Raw genomic sequence first — 20,456 nt, 5'->3', positions numbered from 1 at the left:
GGAAACACCATTACACACTGGTGTTTCCTTTTTCTTTGTACCAATTATAAATACGAAGTGAATCTTCTTTACGCATATGCTTCACTTCATAACCATGCCCCGCTACTGATACGGCAGCTGTACATAACTCGTCTTTCTTTTGAAAATACGATTGATTGTATCCAACTACTTGAACATGTCTTCTACGCATGATCCCTGTATATTTCGCAAGACGACGGTACACCATCGTTAATTGATTTTCCCTCATCATGTAACCGCCGCTTGTGTAACGAGCGTATGCAAGTATTGTAAATATGATACTTAGCGGTATCAGAGTGAACAATGCGGTATGTTGTTTAAAATATATACTCGCACTGACAATTGGTACAGCGAGCACCGCACTTGTAATCCAGCCCATTATTACGTAACGGCGTAATGCCGCTTTCGGTAAATGAACGATCCCCTCTTCCATTTCATACGGCAATTGTAAATAGGTAAGTAACTGCTGTACATCTTTTTTCTTCATAAAAGGATGTAACATCACTTCATTCCCAACGGATTCTATACTTTGAATGACTTCCACTTCGACAGAGCAATAACCGAAAGGCTGCCGAAGAATTCCTTCTTTCACAGTAATTGCTTGAATGCGGTGTAGTTTTAACACAAACTCTTTCTTATCAAATAAACCTTGAACGATACGAATTTCTTTTCTGTTTCGCTCAATTTTAAAGTTCGCATATTTTAACGCATAGCCGGCTGTAGAAATGACCCACGAAATTGCCATTAAAATCGCGGCCATAACGATTAATTCATATACACCGTTATCCATCACATACGCTTCCACCTTATTAATGAGCCATTGTGGAAGAAATTCATTAAACTCTGAGTAAATAAGAAGTAGTCCAGAAAATACTAATCCGAATTTACCAGATGTAATGGCTGCGAATAAAATTTCTTTCGTTGTTAACTGATACACCGTCTTACTTTCTCCTGCTGCGGGCACTTCTTCAGTCACAACACTTCTGTCTTTATGTAATAAGGCAATTAGTTCCTTCGCTTCATCCTCTTTAATACCCGCTAACATCACTTCTGGCTCAGTACCGCCGCCAGCTACTTCTATGTTTAACTTCGTAAGTCCAAGTATTTGATAAATAACGTTAGAAGACGTACTAATATTTTGCACACGATCTTTATTTAAATAACTTTCTTTCTTCACGAACACACCATGTTTTATATGTACAACATTATTTTCAACCCAGTACACTTTAAAATACCATTTTACAGCTGAGAAAATAGCCATAATAAATAATAGAGCCAAAAGAACAAGATGCAATAAATACCAAGGTTTCACTTCACCATCTGAACGAAATAGAACAAGAAAAATAAAAGGCAATAAACCTGCAATTCGAATACCTAACAATATTGTGATCGGATGTTGCCTCTTATACATCCTCATCACTCACTTTCGCAAGTTCTCCAATTTGTCTTTTCAGCTGCTCTGCTTCTTCTTTCGTTAAACCTGGAATACTATGAGAAGTTGCCGCTGTTGAAATGTGTAATTCTGCTAAATTATACTTTCTCATAATCGGTCCTTGTTCGATTGTAACGTGCTGCACGCGAATCATCGGGATAAGTACGCGTTTTACAACGAACATTCCTTTTTGAATTTCAATCTCTTCTTCATTTAATCTGTAACTATAATAGCGCTGACGTAAATTTGGAAATACGAAATAATCAAGTGGGATAAATGTAATAGCTCCGGTTACTAACAATCCAAACAACCAGCCCCACCAGTTAAAGTTAATCATAAAAAAGAAATACGCAATTACAACTGCTAGTATAACTGCTGCCCCAATTAAAGCGTGAATCCTCCACACTTTTAGCATATTAGCATGAATCTCCCTTTCTAACGGCTGCATCTCATCACTCCAATTATATGAATTTACTAATTATATTTTAGGCTTTATATACATTTTTGTAAATTTATAGTTTTTTACATCATATCAAGCATTTCTTTAAAATTCCCTTCATTAATCGAATACACTTGAAACTGAATATAATCTATCTCATTCGTATCCTGATGAGCAAATGGCAAAACAGTAAATCTTGCTGCCGATCTCCCTAACATATCTATAATCATAAGAGAAACATCAATATATTCGAAGTCTACACGGAATGTTACCGCTTCTCCCGTACATTCATAATCTTTAATCGCATCATACGATTTATTTGCACTAATCAACATCACTTTGAATAGTTGGTTCAAGTTTTCTGGTTTGAAATTAATCATTTATACAACTCCTTTTTCGAACAAAACACTATGAAAACAATGTAATCCTATAACCTCATAGCCTCACACATCAATTATATTAAAAATAAAGCTAGTTTTTTATAATTTTTTTGATATAATTACTTACGGGAAACGGGAAGAATTTTGTCTTCCCTTGTGTTTTTATTTGCATCTAGTACTTTTGCTAGATGCTTTTTTTTATGCTAAGAAGGTATCCTCCAATAAGAAGGATACCTTTTTACTTTCATTATCTCTGTTTTGTTGCTGTTAAAATCCCACTGCCTAGTACACTTGCGATTTATAACTATCTAAAGTTACAGATTAGTAGTAGATCTAGAAAAATAACGATAGGATAAGCTTGGCATATTTCCCCACTTCAAATATATCCGTAAATATCAAAATTAGGTCATTTTCACTCTACTATGATAAAACCTTCTAACTCGAATGCAATTGATGGTTCACTCTTTACTTGTGCATGTAAGTTACCTTCTTCATCTGTTAACCCATCTGCACTTAATACATCACCTAATTTTAAGCCTTGACCCTTTACCGTTTTGATCCCTAGTTCTATATTTGGAATCAAGTTCCTACCCCTCCTATTAGAAATTAGAAATTATAATTTAAAAATGGTAACTTTACACTAGTGTCTACTTCTCCTGTATACAACTCTACAAATGCATTTGAAGTTTCATGCGGTATATAGATTGTTGTGACTTTCTCGTCAATATGTACGTAAGCAATTACTTCCATGTATTCATCACAGTCTTTCATAGGTACAAAGGTTAGACAAGGAGATACCCCTAAAGGTACTTCTTTCTTATCTATAAATTCCTTACACATGACGGTCTTCTCTACTTGATATGTAGTTATATGTACATTGTCTACTTCTGTTATTTTTACATTAGTCGGTATCTCTATCCCTAATAGATTACACCAACTGTTTAAGATGGACTTTTTCTCTGTACTTAATATAATGTCACCTTCACCATTTAAAACAAAAAGAGACTCCTTTTGGTCTCTCCCTACTTTTACCTGTTTCATCTCAATCATATTGCATACTCCTTTGTGAGATATTAGTTGAAGTATTGTTTCAGTAACTCACTACCTGTTTTAAGTCTTGTATAATATTGCCCATCTTTCTTCTCGAATTCACCGTTGTCAGCAAATTCTTCCTTTACACTTTCTAAGTTTGATGAATCAATAATACCAAATACATCACCTATTTCAAAGTTACCTTCTTCATTTATACACTCTTCTAATAAGTAGTGCTTGTCTTCTTCTAAAGGAACTATCTTACCTTTTGTAATCGAATACAGATGTTTTGTTTCCTCTACCTGTACCGTAATAAAAATCCAACCAACTCTTACAATAGTACATGGCGTTAACCCCTCAAATGTAAGTGCAACTACTTTTTGGTCTTTCTTGAATTTCCCCATCCTTGATACCCCTTTTAAATAGATTTATTTCTCCTAAAGTCTACTATTTTATAGCGTAACCATAGTCTCTCAAACATCTATCTGCCCTAAGTAATACATCTCTAAGAGTTTCCTTTTCTGTATATCCTAGTTCACTAATCTTTTTTTGGGCATGTTCTATCCCTCTCTTATTTTAATATGATATTATAGCGTTCTCTTTGTTGTAAACTCATAAACTGCCCTACAAATTGTAGTTCATGCCATTTAAACTCTTTCATTTGCTGTTTTTGTTTATTTGTTTTCAAGCTTACTTTGACTACCGTTTTAAAGACTTGCTGACCTGTTTCATTTAATGTATTAAACTTTGTAACTACTCAGCCCATAGTTAAAAATGCAAGACAAATAGAGGTAATTGCTAAGAAGCACTACCCCTAAGTTTCAGATGAAATTAAATGATTGAATATTTATATTTAAATAACCGACTATTTATGCTTTAATATTTCTATGTACATAACTGGGATAATTGGGAAATTATATTTAATATGTTTTAAGAAAGGGGAATGTTTTTTTATATGGAAACTCCAGAACATCAATTTAAACGTGCACTTAATCCTTGGTTCTCCATTTGGACAAAACCACGTGATACAATGAAAGAAATTTTTATATCCAAACCTAAGAATGTGATTTTACTCATTTTATTAGGCTCATTCGTACAGACTTTAGATCGAGCATCTTCTAAAAATGTGGCGGATTCAATAAGTAGTCCATTTTCAATAATCTCAATAGTTATATTCGGTACCTTCGTTGTTTTCTTAACTTATTATTTTTTGCTACCAGCGTTATTCAATTGGGTGGCAAAAAAACTTGGCGGAAAAGGTACCTTTGAAAAAACACGTTACTCAGTTGCCTATTCTTATATCCCTTACGTTTATTCTCTTATATTAGTTTGGATGCCTTCATTTTTCTTGTTTGGGATAGAAAACTTTACGAGTGAGACACCGAAAATGGATAGTAGCATAACTTTAACGCTTTTGTTTATTATTTTTGTCATAATTGATGTAATTATTGGAATTTGGACAATCATTATTTCCTTAAAATGTTTAGGAGAAGCACACCAATTTTCAGCATGGAAAGCATTATTAACAGTAATAGTGTCCTTTATGATTATCATTCTTCCTTTGGTAATAATAGTATTTCTTATAGTAGGGGTTACAACCCTTTAATAATTTATTTGCTTCTTATTTATCCAAACGTTTTCTACGTGCTGTTAGTAATATTGACTTGCTGCGGTGTACTAGTGGTTAACACGTGAAAATAGAGATATCAATGAAAATTAAAGAAGATGACCTCTGTTGAATACAGAAATCATCTTCTTGTTGTTGCATAACTTTTTTCAAAATGTCCCTTACAAAGGGTACAGATTAATCATTAAGCTTCTTTTATTATCTACTGTTTTCATAAATCATTATAACTACCAAAATATTTTTCACAAAAGTTTACCGTTATTTATGATACGGTTCACCGTACATACTTAAATGGCCGTTTTCACTTCTAAAATATACATGAATCTTTACTAGAAATATAAAGATTCATCGTATCCTTTTCATCAATTTAGTGCATTTCAACAATTGTACCATCTTCAAATACCTTGAATACTCCAGTAAATCCTGATCCAGCTGCGCCTTCTATTTTATATGTCGTACGCACTCTAATTTGATAATATTTCTTTCCATTCTCTACTTTCGTATCCTCTAACGTGTAATTATATTCTTCTTTATACTCATTTTTGATATATGCTTTAGCTTTCTCAAAAGTAAAGTCATCTTGCGTTTTTCCTGTCTCTACTTTTTGAGTCGTATCTGTTTCTACCTTTTTATTATTTTCTGTCGTTACTTTTTGAGTCGTATCTGCTTCTACTTTTTTATTATTTTCTGTCGTTGCTTTTTGATTTTTGTCTGCCTCTGCCTTTTGATTATTCTCTGTCTCTACTTTTTGAGGCTTTTCTGTCGCTACCTTTTGACTCGGTACTGCATTCGTTTTTTCTGTTTTCGCTGCTACCGCTTCACTCTTTGCATTTTTTTCTTCTTCACTAATTTTCGTGATTAATCCTGCGGCTTTTTTATTATATTCTTCAAGGTTCTTGTTATCTTTTGTGTCTGAAACTAGCTTATTTAATATCTCTTTCGCTTCTGAATAATTTTTCTTACTTATTAACTCTTCACTTTTCACCAGTTGCTCACTATACTTCTTTTTTTGTTCTAAGATGGCTAGTAACGCTGTTCGTTCTTCCTTTGCTTGTTTTATAAGCGTACTACTTCCATTCTTCACACTCTCTACTTTTTCGAATGACTTAATAGATTCTTCCACCTTTGTTTCTTCTTTTAGCTTCATAGCTTCAATCATTGCTTTCGTTTGTTCTACAAGCACTTTTACATCTGAATCATCTTTTTTCTCATCTAGTGCTTTTTCAAATGATGATAAGGCTGTTTTATATTCTTTATTCGTTAGTGCGGTATTTCCCTCATCCATCGCTTTTTCAAAATCCCCACCACTACATCCAGCTAACATTAAAAATGTAAGTCCAATTACTGCTAATAATTTTTTCATTTTTTTCTCCTCCTATATATCCCCTAAAACAATAATTTCATATGTATAAAAGTCTGTGTAGCAATTAGACTGAAAGGAAATATGTACTTTGTGTGTGGGAAAGGAAGTACACTTCATTTGCTATCATTACTTAAAACTCCTAAATAGTTGGTAGTCTTCTTCTTTCAAGACAGAAAGGAATTTTAATAATGCGCATAAAGAAAGCTCTCACTCAGACTCTTTACTACACACACTCTTATACACATAAAAAATCATTTTTAGTTGGAATACGAACTACAATTCGTAACATACCGAAAAACAACAGAAAACAAACCGTAATATAAGTCACAGTTTGTAACTATTTTGTAACACAAATGTAACATAAGGTTTTTAAACATACAATAGTTTTTTTACATTATTTTTCCTCTATCTACATTTTTAGGTTTTAATATGGTTTCAGTCCTTAGTGTAATAAGCATTTTTCATAACAATCACACCACATCGTTATCAAGATACCTCCCCCTAAAAATGAAAAAATACGCTATTCTTTCCTATGAGCCTATCGAAAGAATAGCGTATTTTTCAAAAATGAGTTCTTTTATTAAAATGCTTTGGCTCTATATCACAATTAAAAGGGCAATCAACGCTAATATAGCTGGAAGTCCTTGTTTCAAAATAATTGATTTATTAGATGTAACGCCGCCGAAAAGAGCTGCTACTACCACACACATTACAAAAAATAATTGAACCATATAGCCAATTGAATTGAGCCCCAGTATAAGTCCCCAAATGAGACCAACGGCTAAAAATCCATTATATAAACCTTGGTTTGCAAACATAATGGCTACGTTTCGATCTCCTTCTAAATGCTCCGGTAATTTAAAAGCACGTTTTGCCACTTTCGAATTAATAAAAAACATTTCGAGAATCATAATAAATAAATGTTCTAATGCTACGATCCCGACTAAAATAGCTGCGATTATTTCCACACCATTCTCCCCCTCTATTCCCTAATATCAAATTTATACTATCTTCGCTTTAACTTTGTAGCTTATATAAAACTCCCTCTTCTTTCTTTTTAAAATATTAATTGATACATCAATATTTGATGCGTCGATTAATATACAACTCCCCTTTTAGTTTTGCAAGTTTTTTTGCTCAATTAGTTTTATTTTGTTCCATCAACCTTAAATCAATTCAAAACCTCTATTCACATCTCTAGAGACTATAATGTTTTTTAAATAACTACATAAAAGGAGTCAGCTGTATTATCAAATTAATAATTAGTTGTCTCTAAAAAAGAAAATTTCATGTCTTTTCTATTAATAAAACTCATTTTTATTATTTTAGGAGCAGTCCATTTGGTTAACTCTACGGGCATGGGGTCGCACCAACGAAACAAGAATTTCATACTAAAAAAAGTCTACTAATTAAAGTAGACTTTTTTTTTAGAGTATCAAATTAATAGTTCATCAGTTCATTTTCAGGTGTTTGAATAATAACAGGATTTTTCCCTGGATCAATCCATCTTAAAATATCAATAACAGCTTCATTTGCCCCGCCTTCGAAGTCAGGATCGTTAAACTGTACCTCATCATCTTCCCAGTAACATATACTGCAAATTTCATATGTACCTGGTGGTTCTTCTTCTAATGTTCTATACCCGCAGCATGAACAAGTGTATTTCATTTTGCCAACGCCTTGTTAACTTCTTTTTTCTCCCATATATTCCGGCCCACAAAGAATGTAACAGCGCAAATCATAGTTATCGCCATGAAAAAGATATTAGAAACTCCATATATAGTTGGAATCCCTACCGTTACGGAAACAATACTAAAAGCTAAAAGTAGATATAATAATAAAGATATAATATAGCTTAATTTAAATCGTAAAATGATACCTCTAAACAATAGCTCACCAAGAAGACATCCACCTAAAATAATAGGTACTCCGAAATACAATGTAAGGACTCCCATTTGCGAAGTAGATTGAATTACCTTTCCAATTATGTTCGGCGAAGTCATCTCATCACTTTTTCCCATCCTATCATATAAATCAAGTGCCGTTGCTGAAATAAAGAAACTTAATATAGAAAATGAGTACGGAATTAAAAATTTGCTCACTCTCATTCACCTCACTTTTTTCTTTACCTATATTATTCATTATTTCCTATCATTTTCATATAAGAAAATAACTCCCTATACTAAAATATAGATGGAAGAATTTCTATATAAAAAAACCTAAACCATTTGCTCCCTATATTCTTTAGGAGAGATGGTTTAGGTTTTTTATTAGAAAGTAGTACTTTCTTTTTTATAATATTCTTTTGAAATCTCTTCATAAAACGCTGCCGATGTCGAGTAGAAATAAGGTGCTAACCATAAGAAACCGATTCCTATAGTAAGAATACTTAAAATGAACCAGCCAATGAAGCTTAAGCATAGTAAAAAGTAATCCATTTTATGTCCATTCATCATACGGCGACTTTCAGTAATTGCTTGATTCGCTGTGTATTCTGGATGATCATTCAAAATAAAATACGTCATAGAATAAGAAAATGATTTAATAATACCCGGAATAATAAGAAGTAATGTCCATAGAATCAAGTATACATACATTAATAAATATGTTAAAAACGATTTCATAAACTTACTTCCATCGCTAAACCATCTAAACATATGACCAATACGAGCATTATCCCCACGGATTACATTTAAAACAAGATAATAGGCACCTACTGTTAACGGACCGATAATAAGCATTACAATAATACTTACTGTAAGCGAAGCACTTGCTTCTTCCCAACCCCAAAATATCGAGAAAATACCTGTGAATAGCATATTAGCAGCTCCAATGAGGATTCCAAGTAATAAGGTTGCCCCTACCGCTAATCCCCATTTTCCTTTTAATGCATCCAGTGCTTCTCTTTTCAATTGACTTATCATATACAACCTCCTAAAAAATAGTTCTATATCATTATACCATTTATATCAAAAATTCCACAAAATTCCCTTAAATAGAAACAGACTACCTTTTTAATACGTATTGATACATGTGTGCTGTATTTGTACTAACATATAGATGAAACCAAGAAAAAACTAGTTCAAATGTAAACCACTGATTTTTCTATAACAAAAAAGCCTGCCTTTTATAATAGGCAAGCCTTCTCAAATTACTCCTCACTTATTCTCTTCTTATACCAATCCTGCATTCTCTCCGCATCTTCTACTCTCGTATGCTCTAATTTATACTCCGATGACGCACTAGAAAACTTATACGTACATAAATCCGATCGGCGCTGGAAATATGATTGTGTTTTTTCAATTGATTGGACGTGCCTTCTTCTTACAAGTCCTGTATGTTTTCCAATACTACGATGTACAATTGTAATTTGCTCTCCGTTTACACTGTAACCATTTGTTTTAAAAGTTGCGTATCCAAGTGTAAAGATGAGAATTGCGAGCGGTAATAATGCCCACATGATAAAATACTTTTCAAAGTATATGCTTATTCCCGTAAGCGGGATTGCTAGCATGGCGAAAAAGATGAAACTATCAATTAAGTAACGGCGTAGTGCTGCTTTTGGTAATGAAATAATGTTTGTATTCAGTTCATATGGCAATTGTAAATGAGCGAGTAACTGTTGTACGCGATCTTTTCGAATGATAGGATGCAGTGTAACTTTGTCTTTCTCTTCTCCCATTCCCTTACTTTGAATGACTTCTACTTGCACGGCACAATAACCGAACGGTTGGCGTAAAATGCCTTCTTTTATTGTAATACCTTGAATACGATGTAACTTTAGTACGAGTTCTTTTTTCTCAAGTAATCCTTGCGAAATGCGGACTTCATCATTTCTTCGATTCACTGTGAAATCCCCATGCTTTAACGCATAACCGATTGTAGATATAATCCAAGAAACGACTAGTAAAATAGCTACCATGTAAATCCAGCCATATATGTCGTGGTCCATTACATAAGATTCTACGCTATTTTTGATCCATTTCGGAATGTACTCATCCACTTGGTTATAAACGAAAAATATTAAAGAGAAGAGCAATCCAAACTGACCAGATGTAATAGACGCTAATAAAATTTCTTTCCAAGTTAACTTGTATTCTGTCGCTTGTTTTTCCTCTGTAATAATTTCTTTTTCTACTGCATTTTCTGCTGCTTCGTCTAACGCTTCTTCTGCTTTCACTTCTGGAGTCGGCTCATTTAGTAAGGAAATAAGCTCCGTCGCTTCATCTTCCGTAATACCAGCTAAGCTCACTTCTGCATCATCGCCTCCGCCAGCTGTTTCGATTTGAATTTTCTTTAAACCGAGCATTTGATATAGCACGTTAGAACTTGTATTAATTGTTTGGACACGTTCTTTATTTAAGTAGCTCTCCTTTTTCACAAAGAGCCCTTGTTTAACATGTAATACGTTATTTTCCACCCAATATGTTGTGTAATACCATTTTTCAAACGCTGAAAAGATAGTGAGTAAACCGAATGCAGCAGGAATTAAATACCAAAAAGGGAATTTCCCGTTTAAGCTAAACATGAAAATAATTAATGGTATAAAATCTGTTATTTTTAATTCTAATAACATCGTGATTGGATGCTGCCTCTTATACATCCTCATCACTCACTTTCGCTAATTCTGCGATTCTCGTTTTTAACATTTCTGCTTCATACATCGTTAAGCCCGGGATGCTATGCGAAGTTGCTGCTGTTGAAATATGTAATTCTGCTAGTCCATGTTTTCTCATAACTGGCCCTTGTTCAATCGTTACGTGCTGTACACGAATCATCGGTACTAATACACGTTTTACGACGAAAAGACCATGCTGAATTTCAAGCTCTTCTTCATTTAATTGATAGCTATAATAACGTTGACGCAATTTCGGAAACGTAAAGTAATCAAACGGCGTATATGCAATTGTTAATCCGATGAGCACATAAAAAATCCAAGCCCACCAATTAAACTTAATCATAAAGAAAAGGTATGCCAAAATGACTATAATACTTATTCCTAGTTCAATTAAGGAACGCGTTCTCCACACCTTGATCATGTCAGGGTGAATTTCATTTTTCAATGGCTCCATGTAACCACTCCAAATCTAGTAATCTAATATATGAATACTCTCAATCTATATTTTACATAATTTTACACAAAATTGAAATTTTATTATTTGTCCACTTTTTTCTCAGGAATAAAATATCCGAACCAAAGTAGCCACACGAAACCGATTAATGCAAACCAACCTTTATCCGCTTGAAAAGCTTCAATCATACCTGGAATTTTATACACTCCAACGAAGCCAAGAAATCCGCGCCACCAGTTTTTTGCATTTTCATTTTTACGCCCTCTTCATTACGTTTTTCACATTTTGAATCCAAATTTCTTTATACTTTAAATCGAATCCTATTAATATGTAATTACTCATGTTATCAATAACGAGCGCTAACGTATGAGCATTTTCTTCTGTTGCATCTTGTGACACAACGTCAAGTTCCACACCTTTCTTCAATAAATCGTGGAATCCATTTAAAAACTCCTCTTGTATTTCAAATAAACGTTTCTGATACTTTTCATTTCGCGTCGCACTTACGATGAATTCATTTATAACGCGTAATATACCTTCTTGGCCTTTATACTCAGACAACATTTGTAAGCCATCTGCGATCAACTTTTCTGCAAAGTTTTCTTTCGTATATTGGTCTTTATCGAAGTAACTCACAAATTGATACCCAGAAAAAATCTCCTCAAATAAAAAATCTACTAACGCTTCTTTAGAAGGAAAATGATAATAAATAGCCGGTTTTGAAATCCCTACTTCTTTCGCAATCATGGAAAGGCTCATTTTCTCAATACCGTGCTCTGCCATCAGTTTAAATGACGCCTCTACAATGTGCTGCGATGTTTGTAAATTCTTTGTCATACTATACCTCACTTATTTTTACTTACCGGTCGGTAAATAAATTGTAAAATGAAAATGAATGATTTGCAAGTTTTCTTTATTAAAACTACTATATGGTACTTTCTTGATCTATATTATGGATTCGAGCCATATTCCTCAATAATCACTACAGTAATCTTTAATCCATTTAAACCACAAAAAGCACCTTTATGAGTGCTTCTTGTAATCTAATATTTAGGCCCCATGTAATCATAACTTTGGTCCAACGCTTTTAGTAAATCAATCGCACCCTTTAACTCTCGTTTATCAGACTCTAATTCTTCCATTCTTCTTTCAATATCTTTTTTAAAAGATTCTAAATCGCTAATGGCTTTTTTCCCTACTCCAAGTTGAGACCAGCTTGATAAGAGTAAATCATGTACAGTACTTACCATTCTTTTATTATGGTTTAAGTCTTGAATCATATGGTCAAATTGTTGTAAAGCTTGGCTCAATGCTTCTTCATTTAAGTAGATTCTCGGCATCCTAATCTTCTCCCTTAATATTGTTGATCCGTCTTCTTATAATCATCGGCTTTCTTCTCAATAAAATCTGAAATTTCCGTTGCTGTTCGTATGTACCAAAAACTTAAATGCTCTACATGTGCACGTATATTATTTACTTTAGCTTCTACCCGTCTACTTTCAGCCGTTTCTAATAATGTCATCATATTAGAAATTAACCTCGGTACTCTATCTTGAAATTCTTGCGCGTTTCGCTTCATATCTCTTACGGCCTTTTCCAAATTCTCTACAACTACACGAATCTCTCCCCCGCCTAATAACGCGCCCGGTGAATCATAAACTCTTTCATTCGTGTCTACATTTAACAAGTATTTATTTGATAAAGACCCATTCTCTCCAAATCGGAAGTTCTGATCTGTTTGATAATGATAACCAGGGCCACTTATTGAATTCAAAAATCGAGCAACATCCATCCCAAGCTTTTGCTGTAATGATAGCTTTGACATTTCTTCTTTCGAAATTGGTGGTGTTACCGCATAAGTAGATCCTATATGACTTTCATATGCACCAAATGGTCCATAGCCAATTGAATCATTTCCATGAACAACACTTACAATTCTATTATTAAACTCACCATTATTTGCTTTTTCTTGTAAATCAGGCGGTAACAAATGTTTTGCACTTGGCGCATTCCATGACATACATCTTACATTGTCATTAGATGCCGCTGCATATTCCGCTAAAGCTCCCCCTAACGAATGACCCGTCGTATATATCTCCACATCATCCCTGTCCTTATATGTATCCGTTACTTGTTTCATGACCCTTTCAGCTTGTTCGAATTGATTGTGTGTTTCCCAACGTTGATTCTCTTCATTCCAATATTTCTTTGAACCTTCATTCTCAGCCCCCGCTACAGGAGGTGCTGCCGGTTCATGAACACCTTCTCGTAATACAAAATGATTGGTATCCGTTTTTAAATCCTTCATACCTTCCCCTGGCTTCATCGGAATGCCTAAAGAGTTTTTCTCTATAATTTTATCCCCTTCTGTCCCTCGAAAAGCTACCATAACTTGCTTTTTCCCATCCACATCTCGTTCAAAGACTACTGCGTCCATTCCGGTTTGTTTGTCGTGGAATGTTTCTCCCTTTTCCCATGTTTGTAAACTTCGACCATTTTTATTGGTAATAACAACTTCTTCATCAATATCTTTATCAGATTTATACGCAGTGTCTGCTAATTGATAGAAAGTAGAATCTAAAACTTCATTTTTATTACTCAAAACATTTCCCTCCTACAACATTTGATATATTCTTATAATTAAGATAACATTTATGGAGGATAAATATGGATATTACTATTAAAAAATTTAGTTTTTGTTTATTATTTATACTTATTTTAAGTACTTTAGGAGGATGTACTATGGATCAAAAAAACAATGAAGAAAAAGTAGTAAAAGAAGCAAAAGCGACAACCATTACATACTTTAAGGAAAAGCAAGATTTGGACGTAGTAATTACTGGGCATGAGTTTGGTCCTAAAGACCTACAATCCATTTATATCTCTGGGCATGTCAAAGATGATAAAGACAAAACATTTAATATAACTATTCAATATAGCGGAGATAAATACACGATAGGTTCAATTTCTAAAAGTAAAAGTTTAAAATTAAAATACTAACACTTCCCATAATTTTCATCTAAATCATTCCTATATGCTCCCAAGGATTTTTAAATAGTTTTTATAAACGGACATGTGAAAGATAACAAAAATAAGATTTTTTCTATGGACGAAGAATATGATGGAGGAGAATATCATATAAGCTCTATGTCTCACTCCAAAAATTTAGAGCTTAAAAACTAATAATCCAGGCACTTTAGAGTGCCTTTTCTTTATGCTTCACCACACAATGTTCAGTGAATATAAAATTTAGTGAAGAGGAATATAACGCAAGATCCATGGAGTGATTATACATGAACAAATTCGGTACAAAATTATTCTTTATTTTTGCACTTATACTTTTAGGAGGATGTACTATAAATCAAAAAAATGAGGAACAACAAATAGTTGAAAAGGCACAAGAAAGAACAATCCAATACTTCAAAGAAAAACAAGACTTAGATGTAGTAATCACTGATTATAGATTTGGTCCAAGTGATTTACAAGGTATCTTTATCTCCGGCTATTTAAAAAATGATGAAAGCAAAACATTTAATATTACAATAGAATACGGTGGAGATGAATATACAATAGGTTCAATCTCTACAAGTGAAAATTTACATTTAAAATAATAAAGGAAAAGGCACTCTTTTAAAGTGCCTTTTCTTTATACCCCACCACAATGTTCAGTGGGTATAAAATTTAGGAAAAAGAAATATAACGCAATATTAATGGAGTGATTCTACGTGAAAAAATTTGGTATAAGATTATTCTTTATTTTTACACTTATACTTTTAGGAGGATGTACTATAGATAAAAAAAATGATGAACAACAAATTGTTAATCAAGCAAAAGAAACAACCATTCAATATTTTAAAGAAAAACATAATTTAGATGTAGTAATTACAGGGCATAGCTTTCCTCCAAATGATTTTCAAACTGTATTTATAGATGGTTATGTTAAGGATGATAAAAGTAAAGAATTCTCAGTAGATGTAGAATTTGGTGATGGGGAATATAGGGTCGGTTCTATATCTCGTTCTGAAAACTTTAAATTAAATTATTAATAATAAATCTAAAAAACTTTAATAATACTTAAGATTAATATAATATATAGGGTTTGGTTACCAAGTCTATTGAAGACACCTTATGGTGTCTTTTTTGCGTAAAATACTTTAGCATATGAATTTCTTTCTTAACAAAATAATTTGTATCTGTTTTTAAATCCTTCATACCTTCCCTAGCTTCATCGAAATGCCTAAAGAGTTTTTCTCTATAATTTTATCCCCTTCTGTCCCTCGAAAAGCTACCATAACTTGCTTTTTCCCATCCACATCCCGTTCAAAGACTACTGCGTCCATTCCGGTTTGTTTGTCGTGGAATGTTTCATTTACGTCCCACTCTTGAATTACATTATTGCTACTATCTTTAATATAAACTCTATCTTTAAGTTTCTTATCATTATAATATGCCATATTAGATAATTGATAATATGTACTATCTAAAACTTGATTATTTTCAGCCATCTTTTCTCCTCCTATAAAAAAAGTATGATAATAATTAAGATAACATTTTTTGGAAGGTAATTATGGCAAATAAAAACAAAAAAATTAGTTTTTATTTCCTTTTAATCTTTGTATTTGCTACTTTAGGAGGGTGTACTGCGGATAATAAAAAAGAAGAGCAACAAATAATTGAAAAGGCCAAAGAAGAAACCATTCAGTATTTCAAAAAAACAGAGGGCTTAGATGTAACAATTACTGATCATGAATTTGGACCAAAAGACTTTCAAACTATCTCTATATCAGGCTATGTGACTAATGATAAAACTAAAGAATTTACTGCTTCAGTTGAATACGCAAATAATTATCATATCGGTGCTATTTCAACCACCAAAAATTTAGAACTTAAAAACTAATAACCTGGGCACGCAAAATAAAAAGCCCCGGTTATATTTAACAGCCAGCGCTTTCTATTTTCAGTACTCTTATAATGTTTCATTTATATTTCCAACTCGTATGCGCGGGCGCTCTGTCGCACACGTAAATCATTATTGATCATCCACAATAATATACGCTGTTCTAATTGGCCCATGCACACCTACAACAAGGTTCATTTCAATATCTGCGCTATTTGACGGACCAGAAACGAAGTTCACACAAGCCGGCAGGTTTTCTCCCGCTTTATTTTGATCATGAATCAGTTTTGTAGCTTGGGTTAATCTTGGTACAATCGTACTTTTAGGAACGATTGCAATATACGACTCTGGAAGAAGACTAACATGCCTTCCTTTTAATCCATCATTAAATAGTACAACGGTTCCTGATTCTGCTAAAGTCATATCACTGAACGTAATGCCTAGGTCAGCAGCTTTCGCAAATTTTATATCCTCTTCTTTATGATCTAATCCCCATGTGCGAAATTGTGTTGTGCCTTCATTTTTGAAAAATGGAGTAAGACCATATTCATTAAAGCGCTCATCATTCGCACACATCGCAGATTTGATATTCCATTCTTGTATAAAAGACTCCAATGTTTCAACAAGATTTTCCTTTGTTGTTCGCTTTACTTCTGTATGAATCACTTCGCAATGTTCCATTAACTGTAATACAAGTTCATCTTGCGAAAGTCCGTCAAAAACATTCCACTGCGGGGAAACAGACCATGTCGATTTTTTCACTGCTTCTGGACGTTTCCTACCCAGCTTTTCTGATAATTGGAGTAAAAATTCCTCACGATTTTGGATGGCCATCATTGTTCTCCTTTTCGTGTTTTTTAAACCACTCTCGAAACGGTTGTTTTTTCGGAACTGGAAAATCTCTCGCATCCGTCCAATCTTTTAATGGCCCAATGCCGCGCTCAATCTTATCGCCTTTCGCAAGAGGTTTTAATGCATACGGAGCGCTCTTCGCTGCAAAAGAAAATAATCTAGGACTATTCACCGTTTTTTCAAAGCCTTTCATAGCCACGTTCCAAGCCACAGGTGAGTATTTTTCTTGTACAATGCGGCTGCGATGTTTAATTAATAAGTCGTGCAATGGGATTTTCACTGGACACGCTTCTGTACAAGCACCACAAAGGCTAGATGCATAAGGTAAATCTTTATATTCATCATATCCCCCTAAAAGCGGTGTCAACACAGCTCCAATTGGCCCTGGATAAATAGAGCCATATGCATGTCCACCAATATGCCTGTATACAGGACACACATTAATACATGCTGCGCAACGAATGCACTGAAGGACACTTTGGAATTCTGTTCCTACAATATCAGAACGACCATTATCAACAATGACTAAATGAAATTCTTCAGGTCCATCTGTCCCGCCAGGCTCAGTTAATCCTGTAATATAACTTGTTAACTTTTGTCCTACAGAACTTCGGCATAAAAGCGTTACTAAAACATCAAGCTCTTCCCATGTCGGAACAATACGTTCCATCCCCATAACTGTAATCAACGTTTTCGGAAGTGTCGTCGTAAGTCTTGCATTTCCTTCGTTTGCTACGATAGAAATTGAACCAGACTCTGCAACAGCAAAGTTACATCCCGTCACCCCTATATCCGCTGCAAAAAAATCATCACGTAAATATGCTCTTACAAATCTCGCCATTTCCGTAGGGTCAGATGTTCCCGTATAATTTAACTTTGTTTTAAATATTTCACAAATGTGTTCTTTATCTTTATGAAGACATGGAACAACAATATGTGACGGAGGATCGTGGTCGTTTACTTGTAGAATAAATTCAGCAAGGTCTGTTTCTAACACTTCCGCTCCAGCTTCTTCAATTGCTTCATTTAAACTAATCTCTTCCGTTACCATAGATTTTGATTTCACGATTTTTTTCGCATTTTTCTTTTTTACAATCTCTTTTACATATTCCCTTGCATCTTCTGCAGTCTTTGCAAAATAAACAGAACCACCGTTTTTCTCAATATTTTCACTCAATTGATATAAATAATAGTCTAGGTTTTCTAACGTATGCTTTCGAATTTCTTCTCCTAAAGCTCGCCACTCTTCCCAATTACCAAGACTCTCCGTAGCTTTTAACTTCTTACCTCTAAGACCATCTTGCGCTTTCCTAACAGCTCGCCGCATAAATGGATCGCCAATACCTGTTTTCGTACGCTTATGAAAGGGATCGTTCCCGATTTTCATTCCCATCTCTATATCCACCTCTTATTTTCGATCTTCATTTAATACTTGAGCAATATGTTTTACATCAATTGGATAACCATTACGTGTTAAACGTCCTTTTATATTCATTAAGCAACTACAATCCATTCCAATTAACACTTCCGCACCGGTTTCCATAATATGCTTTACTTTTTCCTCAACCATTTCTTCAGAGATCTCTGGCATCTTCACCGAGAATGTCCCTCCAAATCCACAGCAATCATAATTATGCGGCAGTGAAACAACTTCCAATCCCTTTACACATTTTAATAATTTTTGCGGTGGTTCTTTAATCCCCATTAATCGGCTCATATGACAAGATGTATGAACTGTTGCTTTTTTATGAAGCTCTGCACCTAAGTCTTCTTTCCCTAATACTTCAACAAGAAATTGTGTGAATTCATATGTTTTATTTGCAAGTTCAGTCGCTTTTTTCTTCCACTCCGCTTCACTTTCAGAAAATAAACCGGAAAACTCGTGAACCATCATAGCGCAAGATCCCGACGGCGCCACAACATATTCTGAATTAGCAAAGGCTTCAATCATATGTTTTGCAGCTGTTTTTGTTTCTTTCACATACCCGCTATTATAAGCAGGTTGTCCGCAGCAAGTTTGAGTTTTCGGAAAATCAACTTCACAACCTAAATCTTCAAGAATTTCTACAACATCTCTTCCTACTTCTGGATAAAAAACATCTGCAACACAAGTAATAAATATTGATACTTTCATATTTGCACCCCTAAATACAGTAAAATAAGCTCAAGCAACTTTATAACCAAACCCACTTTATTTGTATATTATTGGTAATAAAGTAAAACTTTAATCAGTGGGGGTTTTACCGCCCACAAATAGCGGGATAAAATAAAAAATATGAGTAGCAATAACAAAAAAAACTCTCAAATTTGAGCATAGCCATCAACTTTAGAGAAGTGCCTCCGATACTAAAAGCATCGGAGGCACTTTTTTGTAATCTTAGCTGAATTTAATTCTTCTGCTTCTTCATCAGTTACTTCTGCCAATATAATTGTATTTTCACCAACGAAACGACACATTTCATCAATATGTCCATTTGCAACTGCAGCCTCACTTACCCAACATAACAGTACAAAATCTTGTAGCTCGAATTCACCTGGGTATCTAAATAACACTGCCACCCCCTCATTTTTAGAGGGGGTGGCAGATCAAAAAGGTTTAGGTGTTGTGAATTAGTCAACTCTTTAATGCTTACTTTGTTCTAGTTACTGTTGATTAATATTTATATATCATTTTTCAATTGTTTTTAAAGTTTAAAACAATTGAATTTTAAACAGAAGGTCCATCTGCAAATTTAATTATGAGTAAATCAGCTGAAGAACCTCCACTTCCTCCATTAGAGATAATTCTAGATCCGGTATTACTATTATTTAGAGTAAGAGTAAGTGGGGTAGTTGTTACATTAATTAGTGCTCCACCTGCGACATTTCCTCCATCTGCTGTAGGCGTTGAAGCTGCAGTAGCAAAATCGGTACCATTTGTTACTATAACGAAAGCACTTGGGCCAGTTGTTACAGCAACATTAAAAGCTGCATAGTAAAGACCTATTTCATTAATAGTCACAGTATCTGTACCATTAAAGGTAAAGGCAGTTCCGGCACTTTGAACACCATTAAAAGTAATTGCCTCAAGAGAAGCCAAAGTTTGATCTGTGTTACGTGAAACCTCAATATAACTAGATAAAACTGGTCCTGCAGGTGCAGTACCTCCTGTAGGTCCTGTAGATCCTGTAGATCCTGTAGATCCTGTAGATCCTGTAGGTCCTGTATCTCCTGTAGGGCCTGTAGAGCCCGTAGAGCCTGTAGGTCCTGTATCTCCTGTAGGGCCTGTAACTCCTGTAGGGCCTGTATCTCCTGTAGATCCTGTAACTCCTGTAGGGCCTGTAACTCCTGTAGATCCTGTACCT

General features: G+C 34.2%; 26 protein-coding genes and 2 pseudogenes. 5 read left to right on the top strand and 23 right to left on the bottom strand.

Annotation, left to right across the window (positions count from 1 at the left end):
- Positions 1–10: 10 nt before the first annotated feature.
- The 6 genes from COC96_RS26695 to COC96_RS26675 all read right to left on the bottom strand — a co-directional run bounded on the left by COC96_RS26695 (position 11) and on the right by COC96_RS26675 (position 3,705).
- Positions 11–1,429 (bottom strand): PH domain-containing protein, encoded by a 1,419-nt coding sequence (locus COC96_RS26695; RefSeq protein WP_098769771.1) that lies wholly within the window; start codon positions 1,427–1,429, stop codon positions 11–13.
- Positions 1,422–1,898 (bottom strand): PH domain-containing protein, encoded by a 477-nt coding sequence (locus tag COC96_RS26690; protein WP_071723779.1) that lies wholly within the window; start codon positions 1,896–1,898, stop codon positions 1,422–1,424. Before COC96_RS26690 ends, COC96_RS26695 begins: the two co-directional genes overlap by 8 nt.
- 74 nt (positions 1,899–1,972) lie before the next feature.
- Entirely contained in the window at positions 1,973–2,269 is a 297-nt protein-coding gene (locus COC96_RS26685; RefSeq protein ID WP_098769769.1) for a protoporphyrinogen oxidase, read from the bottom strand.
- Positions 2,270–2,681: 412 nt separating this feature from the next.
- A complete protein-coding gene (locus COC96_RS27700; RefSeq protein WP_176538812.1) occupies positions 2,682–2,852 on the bottom strand; it encodes a hypothetical protein in 171 nt (56 codons plus the stop codon).
- Between the two features lie 23 nt (positions 2,853–2,875).
- Positions 2,876–3,319: a hypothetical protein gene (locus COC96_RS26680; protein WP_002116816.1), complete on the bottom strand. Its 444-nt coding sequence runs from the start codon at positions 3,317–3,319 to the stop codon at positions 2,876–2,878.
- A gap of 23 nt (positions 3,320–3,342) precedes the next feature.
- Positions 3,343–3,705 (bottom strand): hypothetical protein, encoded by a 363-nt coding sequence (locus tag COC96_RS26675; RefSeq protein WP_098268641.1) that lies wholly within the window; start codon positions 3,703–3,705, stop codon positions 3,343–3,345.
- Between the two features lie 551 nt (positions 3,706–4,256).
- On the opposite strand from COC96_RS26675, the gene COC96_RS26670 reads away from it, so the two are divergent.
- Positions 4,257–4,907: a Yip1 family protein gene (locus COC96_RS26670; RefSeq protein ID WP_098268642.1), complete on the top strand. Its 651-nt coding sequence runs from the start codon at positions 4,257–4,259 to the stop codon at positions 4,905–4,907.
- Positions 4,908–5,295: 388 nt separating this feature from the next.
- Here COC96_RS26670 and COC96_RS26665 read toward each other — a convergent pair whose 3' ends face one another.
- From COC96_RS26665 to COC96_RS26620, 11 genes are all read right to left on the bottom strand, one after another.
- A complete protein-coding gene (locus COC96_RS26665) occupies positions 5,296–6,291 on the bottom strand; it encodes a hypothetical protein (RefSeq protein WP_098769767.1) in 996 nt (331 codons plus the stop codon).
- A gap of 596 nt (positions 6,292–6,887) precedes the next feature.
- A complete protein-coding gene (locus tag COC96_RS26660; RefSeq protein ID WP_098769765.1) occupies positions 6,888–7,259 on the bottom strand; it encodes a DUF1304 domain-containing protein in 372 nt (123 codons plus the stop codon).
- 472 nt (positions 7,260–7,731) lie between these two features.
- Positions 7,732–7,959, bottom strand: coding sequence for a CPCC family cysteine-rich protein (locus tag COC96_RS28295; RefSeq protein ID WP_225316046.1), 228 nt, complete (start codon positions 7,957–7,959; stop codon positions 7,732–7,734).
- Positions 7,956–8,393, bottom strand: a complete 438-nt coding sequence (locus tag COC96_RS26650) for a hypothetical protein (RefSeq protein WP_142340050.1) — start codon at positions 8,391–8,393, stop codon at positions 7,956–7,958. Before COC96_RS26650 ends, COC96_RS28295 begins: the two co-directional genes overlap by 4 nt.
- Before the next feature lie 168 nt (positions 8,394–8,561).
- The gene (locus tag COC96_RS26645) at positions 8,562–9,215 is read right to left on the bottom strand and encodes a DUF975 family protein (RefSeq protein WP_098769761.1); all 654 of its coding nucleotides are present in this window, start codon (positions 9,213–9,215) and stop codon (positions 8,562–8,564) included.
- Positions 9,216–9,442: 227 nt separating this feature from the next.
- The gene (locus tag COC96_RS26640; RefSeq protein WP_098769759.1) at positions 9,443–10,894 is read right to left on the bottom strand and encodes a PH domain-containing protein; all 1,452 of its coding nucleotides are present in this window, start codon (positions 10,892–10,894) and stop codon (positions 9,443–9,445) included.
- Positions 10,887–11,363, bottom strand: a complete 477-nt coding sequence (locus tag COC96_RS26635) for a PH domain-containing protein (RefSeq protein ID WP_098268647.1) — start codon at positions 11,361–11,363, stop codon at positions 10,887–10,889. Before COC96_RS26635 ends, COC96_RS26640 begins: the two co-directional genes overlap by 8 nt.
- Before the next feature lie 83 nt (positions 11,364–11,446).
- Positions 11,447–11,569 carry a hypothetical protein gene (locus COC96_RS28290; protein WP_255287975.1) on the bottom strand — a complete coding sequence of 41 codons (123 nt, stop codon included), beginning with the start codon at positions 11,567–11,569 and terminating at the stop codon, positions 11,447–11,449.
- A 49-nt stretch (positions 11,570–11,618) separates the two neighbouring features.
- Positions 11,619–12,200, bottom strand: coding sequence for a TetR/AcrR family transcriptional regulator (locus COC96_RS26630; RefSeq protein ID WP_098268648.1), 582 nt, complete (start codon positions 12,198–12,200; stop codon positions 11,619–11,621).
- Between the two features lie 206 nt (positions 12,201–12,406).
- Positions 12,407–12,703 carry a hypothetical protein gene (locus COC96_RS26625; protein WP_098268649.1) on the bottom strand — a complete coding sequence of 99 codons (297 nt, stop codon included), beginning with the start codon at positions 12,701–12,703 and terminating at the stop codon, positions 12,407–12,409.
- A 14-nt stretch (positions 12,704–12,717) separates the two neighbouring features.
- Entirely contained in the window at positions 12,718–13,965 is a 1,248-nt protein-coding gene (locus COC96_RS26620; RefSeq protein ID WP_098769758.1) for a lipase family protein, read from the bottom strand.
- Between the two features lie 140 nt (positions 13,966–14,105).
- On the opposite strand from COC96_RS26620, the gene COC96_RS26615 reads away from it, so the two are divergent.
- The 3 genes from COC96_RS26615 (at position 14,106) to COC96_RS26605 (ending at position 15,409) form a co-directional block, all read left to right on the top strand.
- Complete coding sequence (locus COC96_RS26615; RefSeq protein WP_000372301.1) at positions 14,106–14,363, top strand: hypothetical protein; 258 nt, start codon at positions 14,106–14,108, stop codon at positions 14,361–14,363.
- 293 nt (positions 14,364–14,656) lie between these two features.
- The gene (locus COC96_RS26610; RefSeq protein ID WP_098769756.1) at positions 14,657–14,974 is read left to right on the top strand and encodes a hypothetical protein; all 318 of its coding nucleotides are present in this window, start codon (positions 14,657–14,659) and stop codon (positions 14,972–14,974) included.
- A 114-nt stretch (positions 14,975–15,088) separates the two neighbouring features.
- Positions 15,089–15,409, top strand: coding sequence for a hypothetical protein (locus tag COC96_RS26605; protein WP_098769755.1), 321 nt, complete (start codon positions 15,089–15,091; stop codon positions 15,407–15,409).
- A gap of 121 nt (positions 15,410–15,530) precedes the next feature.
- Here COC96_RS26605 and COC96_RS26600 read toward each other — a convergent pair.
- Positions 15,531–15,868: pseudogene (locus tag COC96_RS26600) on the bottom strand (lipase family protein); the annotation flags it as partial.
- Positions 15,869–15,930: 62 nt separating this feature from the next.
- Between COC96_RS26600 and COC96_RS26595 the strand changes: the two are divergent.
- Complete coding sequence (locus COC96_RS26595; protein ID WP_098769753.1) at positions 15,931–16,260, top strand: DUF1433 domain-containing protein; 330 nt, start codon at positions 15,931–15,933, stop codon at positions 16,258–16,260.
- Between the two features lie 132 nt (positions 16,261–16,392).
- Here the strand turns inward: COC96_RS26595 and COC96_RS26590 are convergent, their stop codons facing one another.
- The 5 genes and pseudogenes from COC96_RS26590 to COC96_RS27695 all read right to left on the bottom strand — a co-directional run.
- On the bottom strand, positions 16,393–17,094 hold the full coding sequence (locus COC96_RS26590; RefSeq protein WP_098769751.1) for a LutC/YkgG family protein: 702 nt from the start codon (positions 17,092–17,094) through the stop codon (positions 16,393–16,395).
- Positions 17,075–18,505, bottom strand: coding sequence for a LutB/LldF family L-lactate oxidation iron-sulfur protein (locus COC96_RS26585; protein WP_098769750.1), 1,431 nt, complete (start codon positions 18,503–18,505; stop codon positions 17,075–17,077). The genes COC96_RS26590 and COC96_RS26585 overlap by 20 nt, the downstream gene beginning before the upstream one ends.
- A gap of 15 nt (positions 18,506–18,520) precedes the next feature.
- Complete coding sequence (locus COC96_RS26580; protein ID WP_098268653.1) at positions 18,521–19,246, bottom strand: (Fe-S)-binding protein; 726 nt, start codon at positions 19,244–19,246, stop codon at positions 18,521–18,523.
- Between the two features lie 212 nt (positions 19,247–19,458).
- A complete protein-coding gene (locus COC96_RS26575; protein WP_257202274.1) occupies positions 19,459–19,665 on the bottom strand; it encodes an agmatine deiminase family protein in 207 nt (68 codons plus the stop codon).
- 154 nt (positions 19,666–19,819) lie between these two features.
- Positions 19,820–20,456, bottom strand: a pseudogene (locus COC96_RS27695) (collagen-like protein); the annotation flags it as partial.

The sequence above is a fragment of the Bacillus cereus genome (genome assembly GCF_002577405.1).
In the GTDB taxonomy this organism is placed as follows: domain Bacteria; phylum Bacillota; class Bacilli; order Bacillales; family Bacillaceae_G; genus Bacillus_A; species Bacillus_A cereus_AU.
The sequence above is the reverse complement of the archived record's forward strand: the minus strand, read 5'-3'. Positions and strand labels throughout refer to the sequence as shown.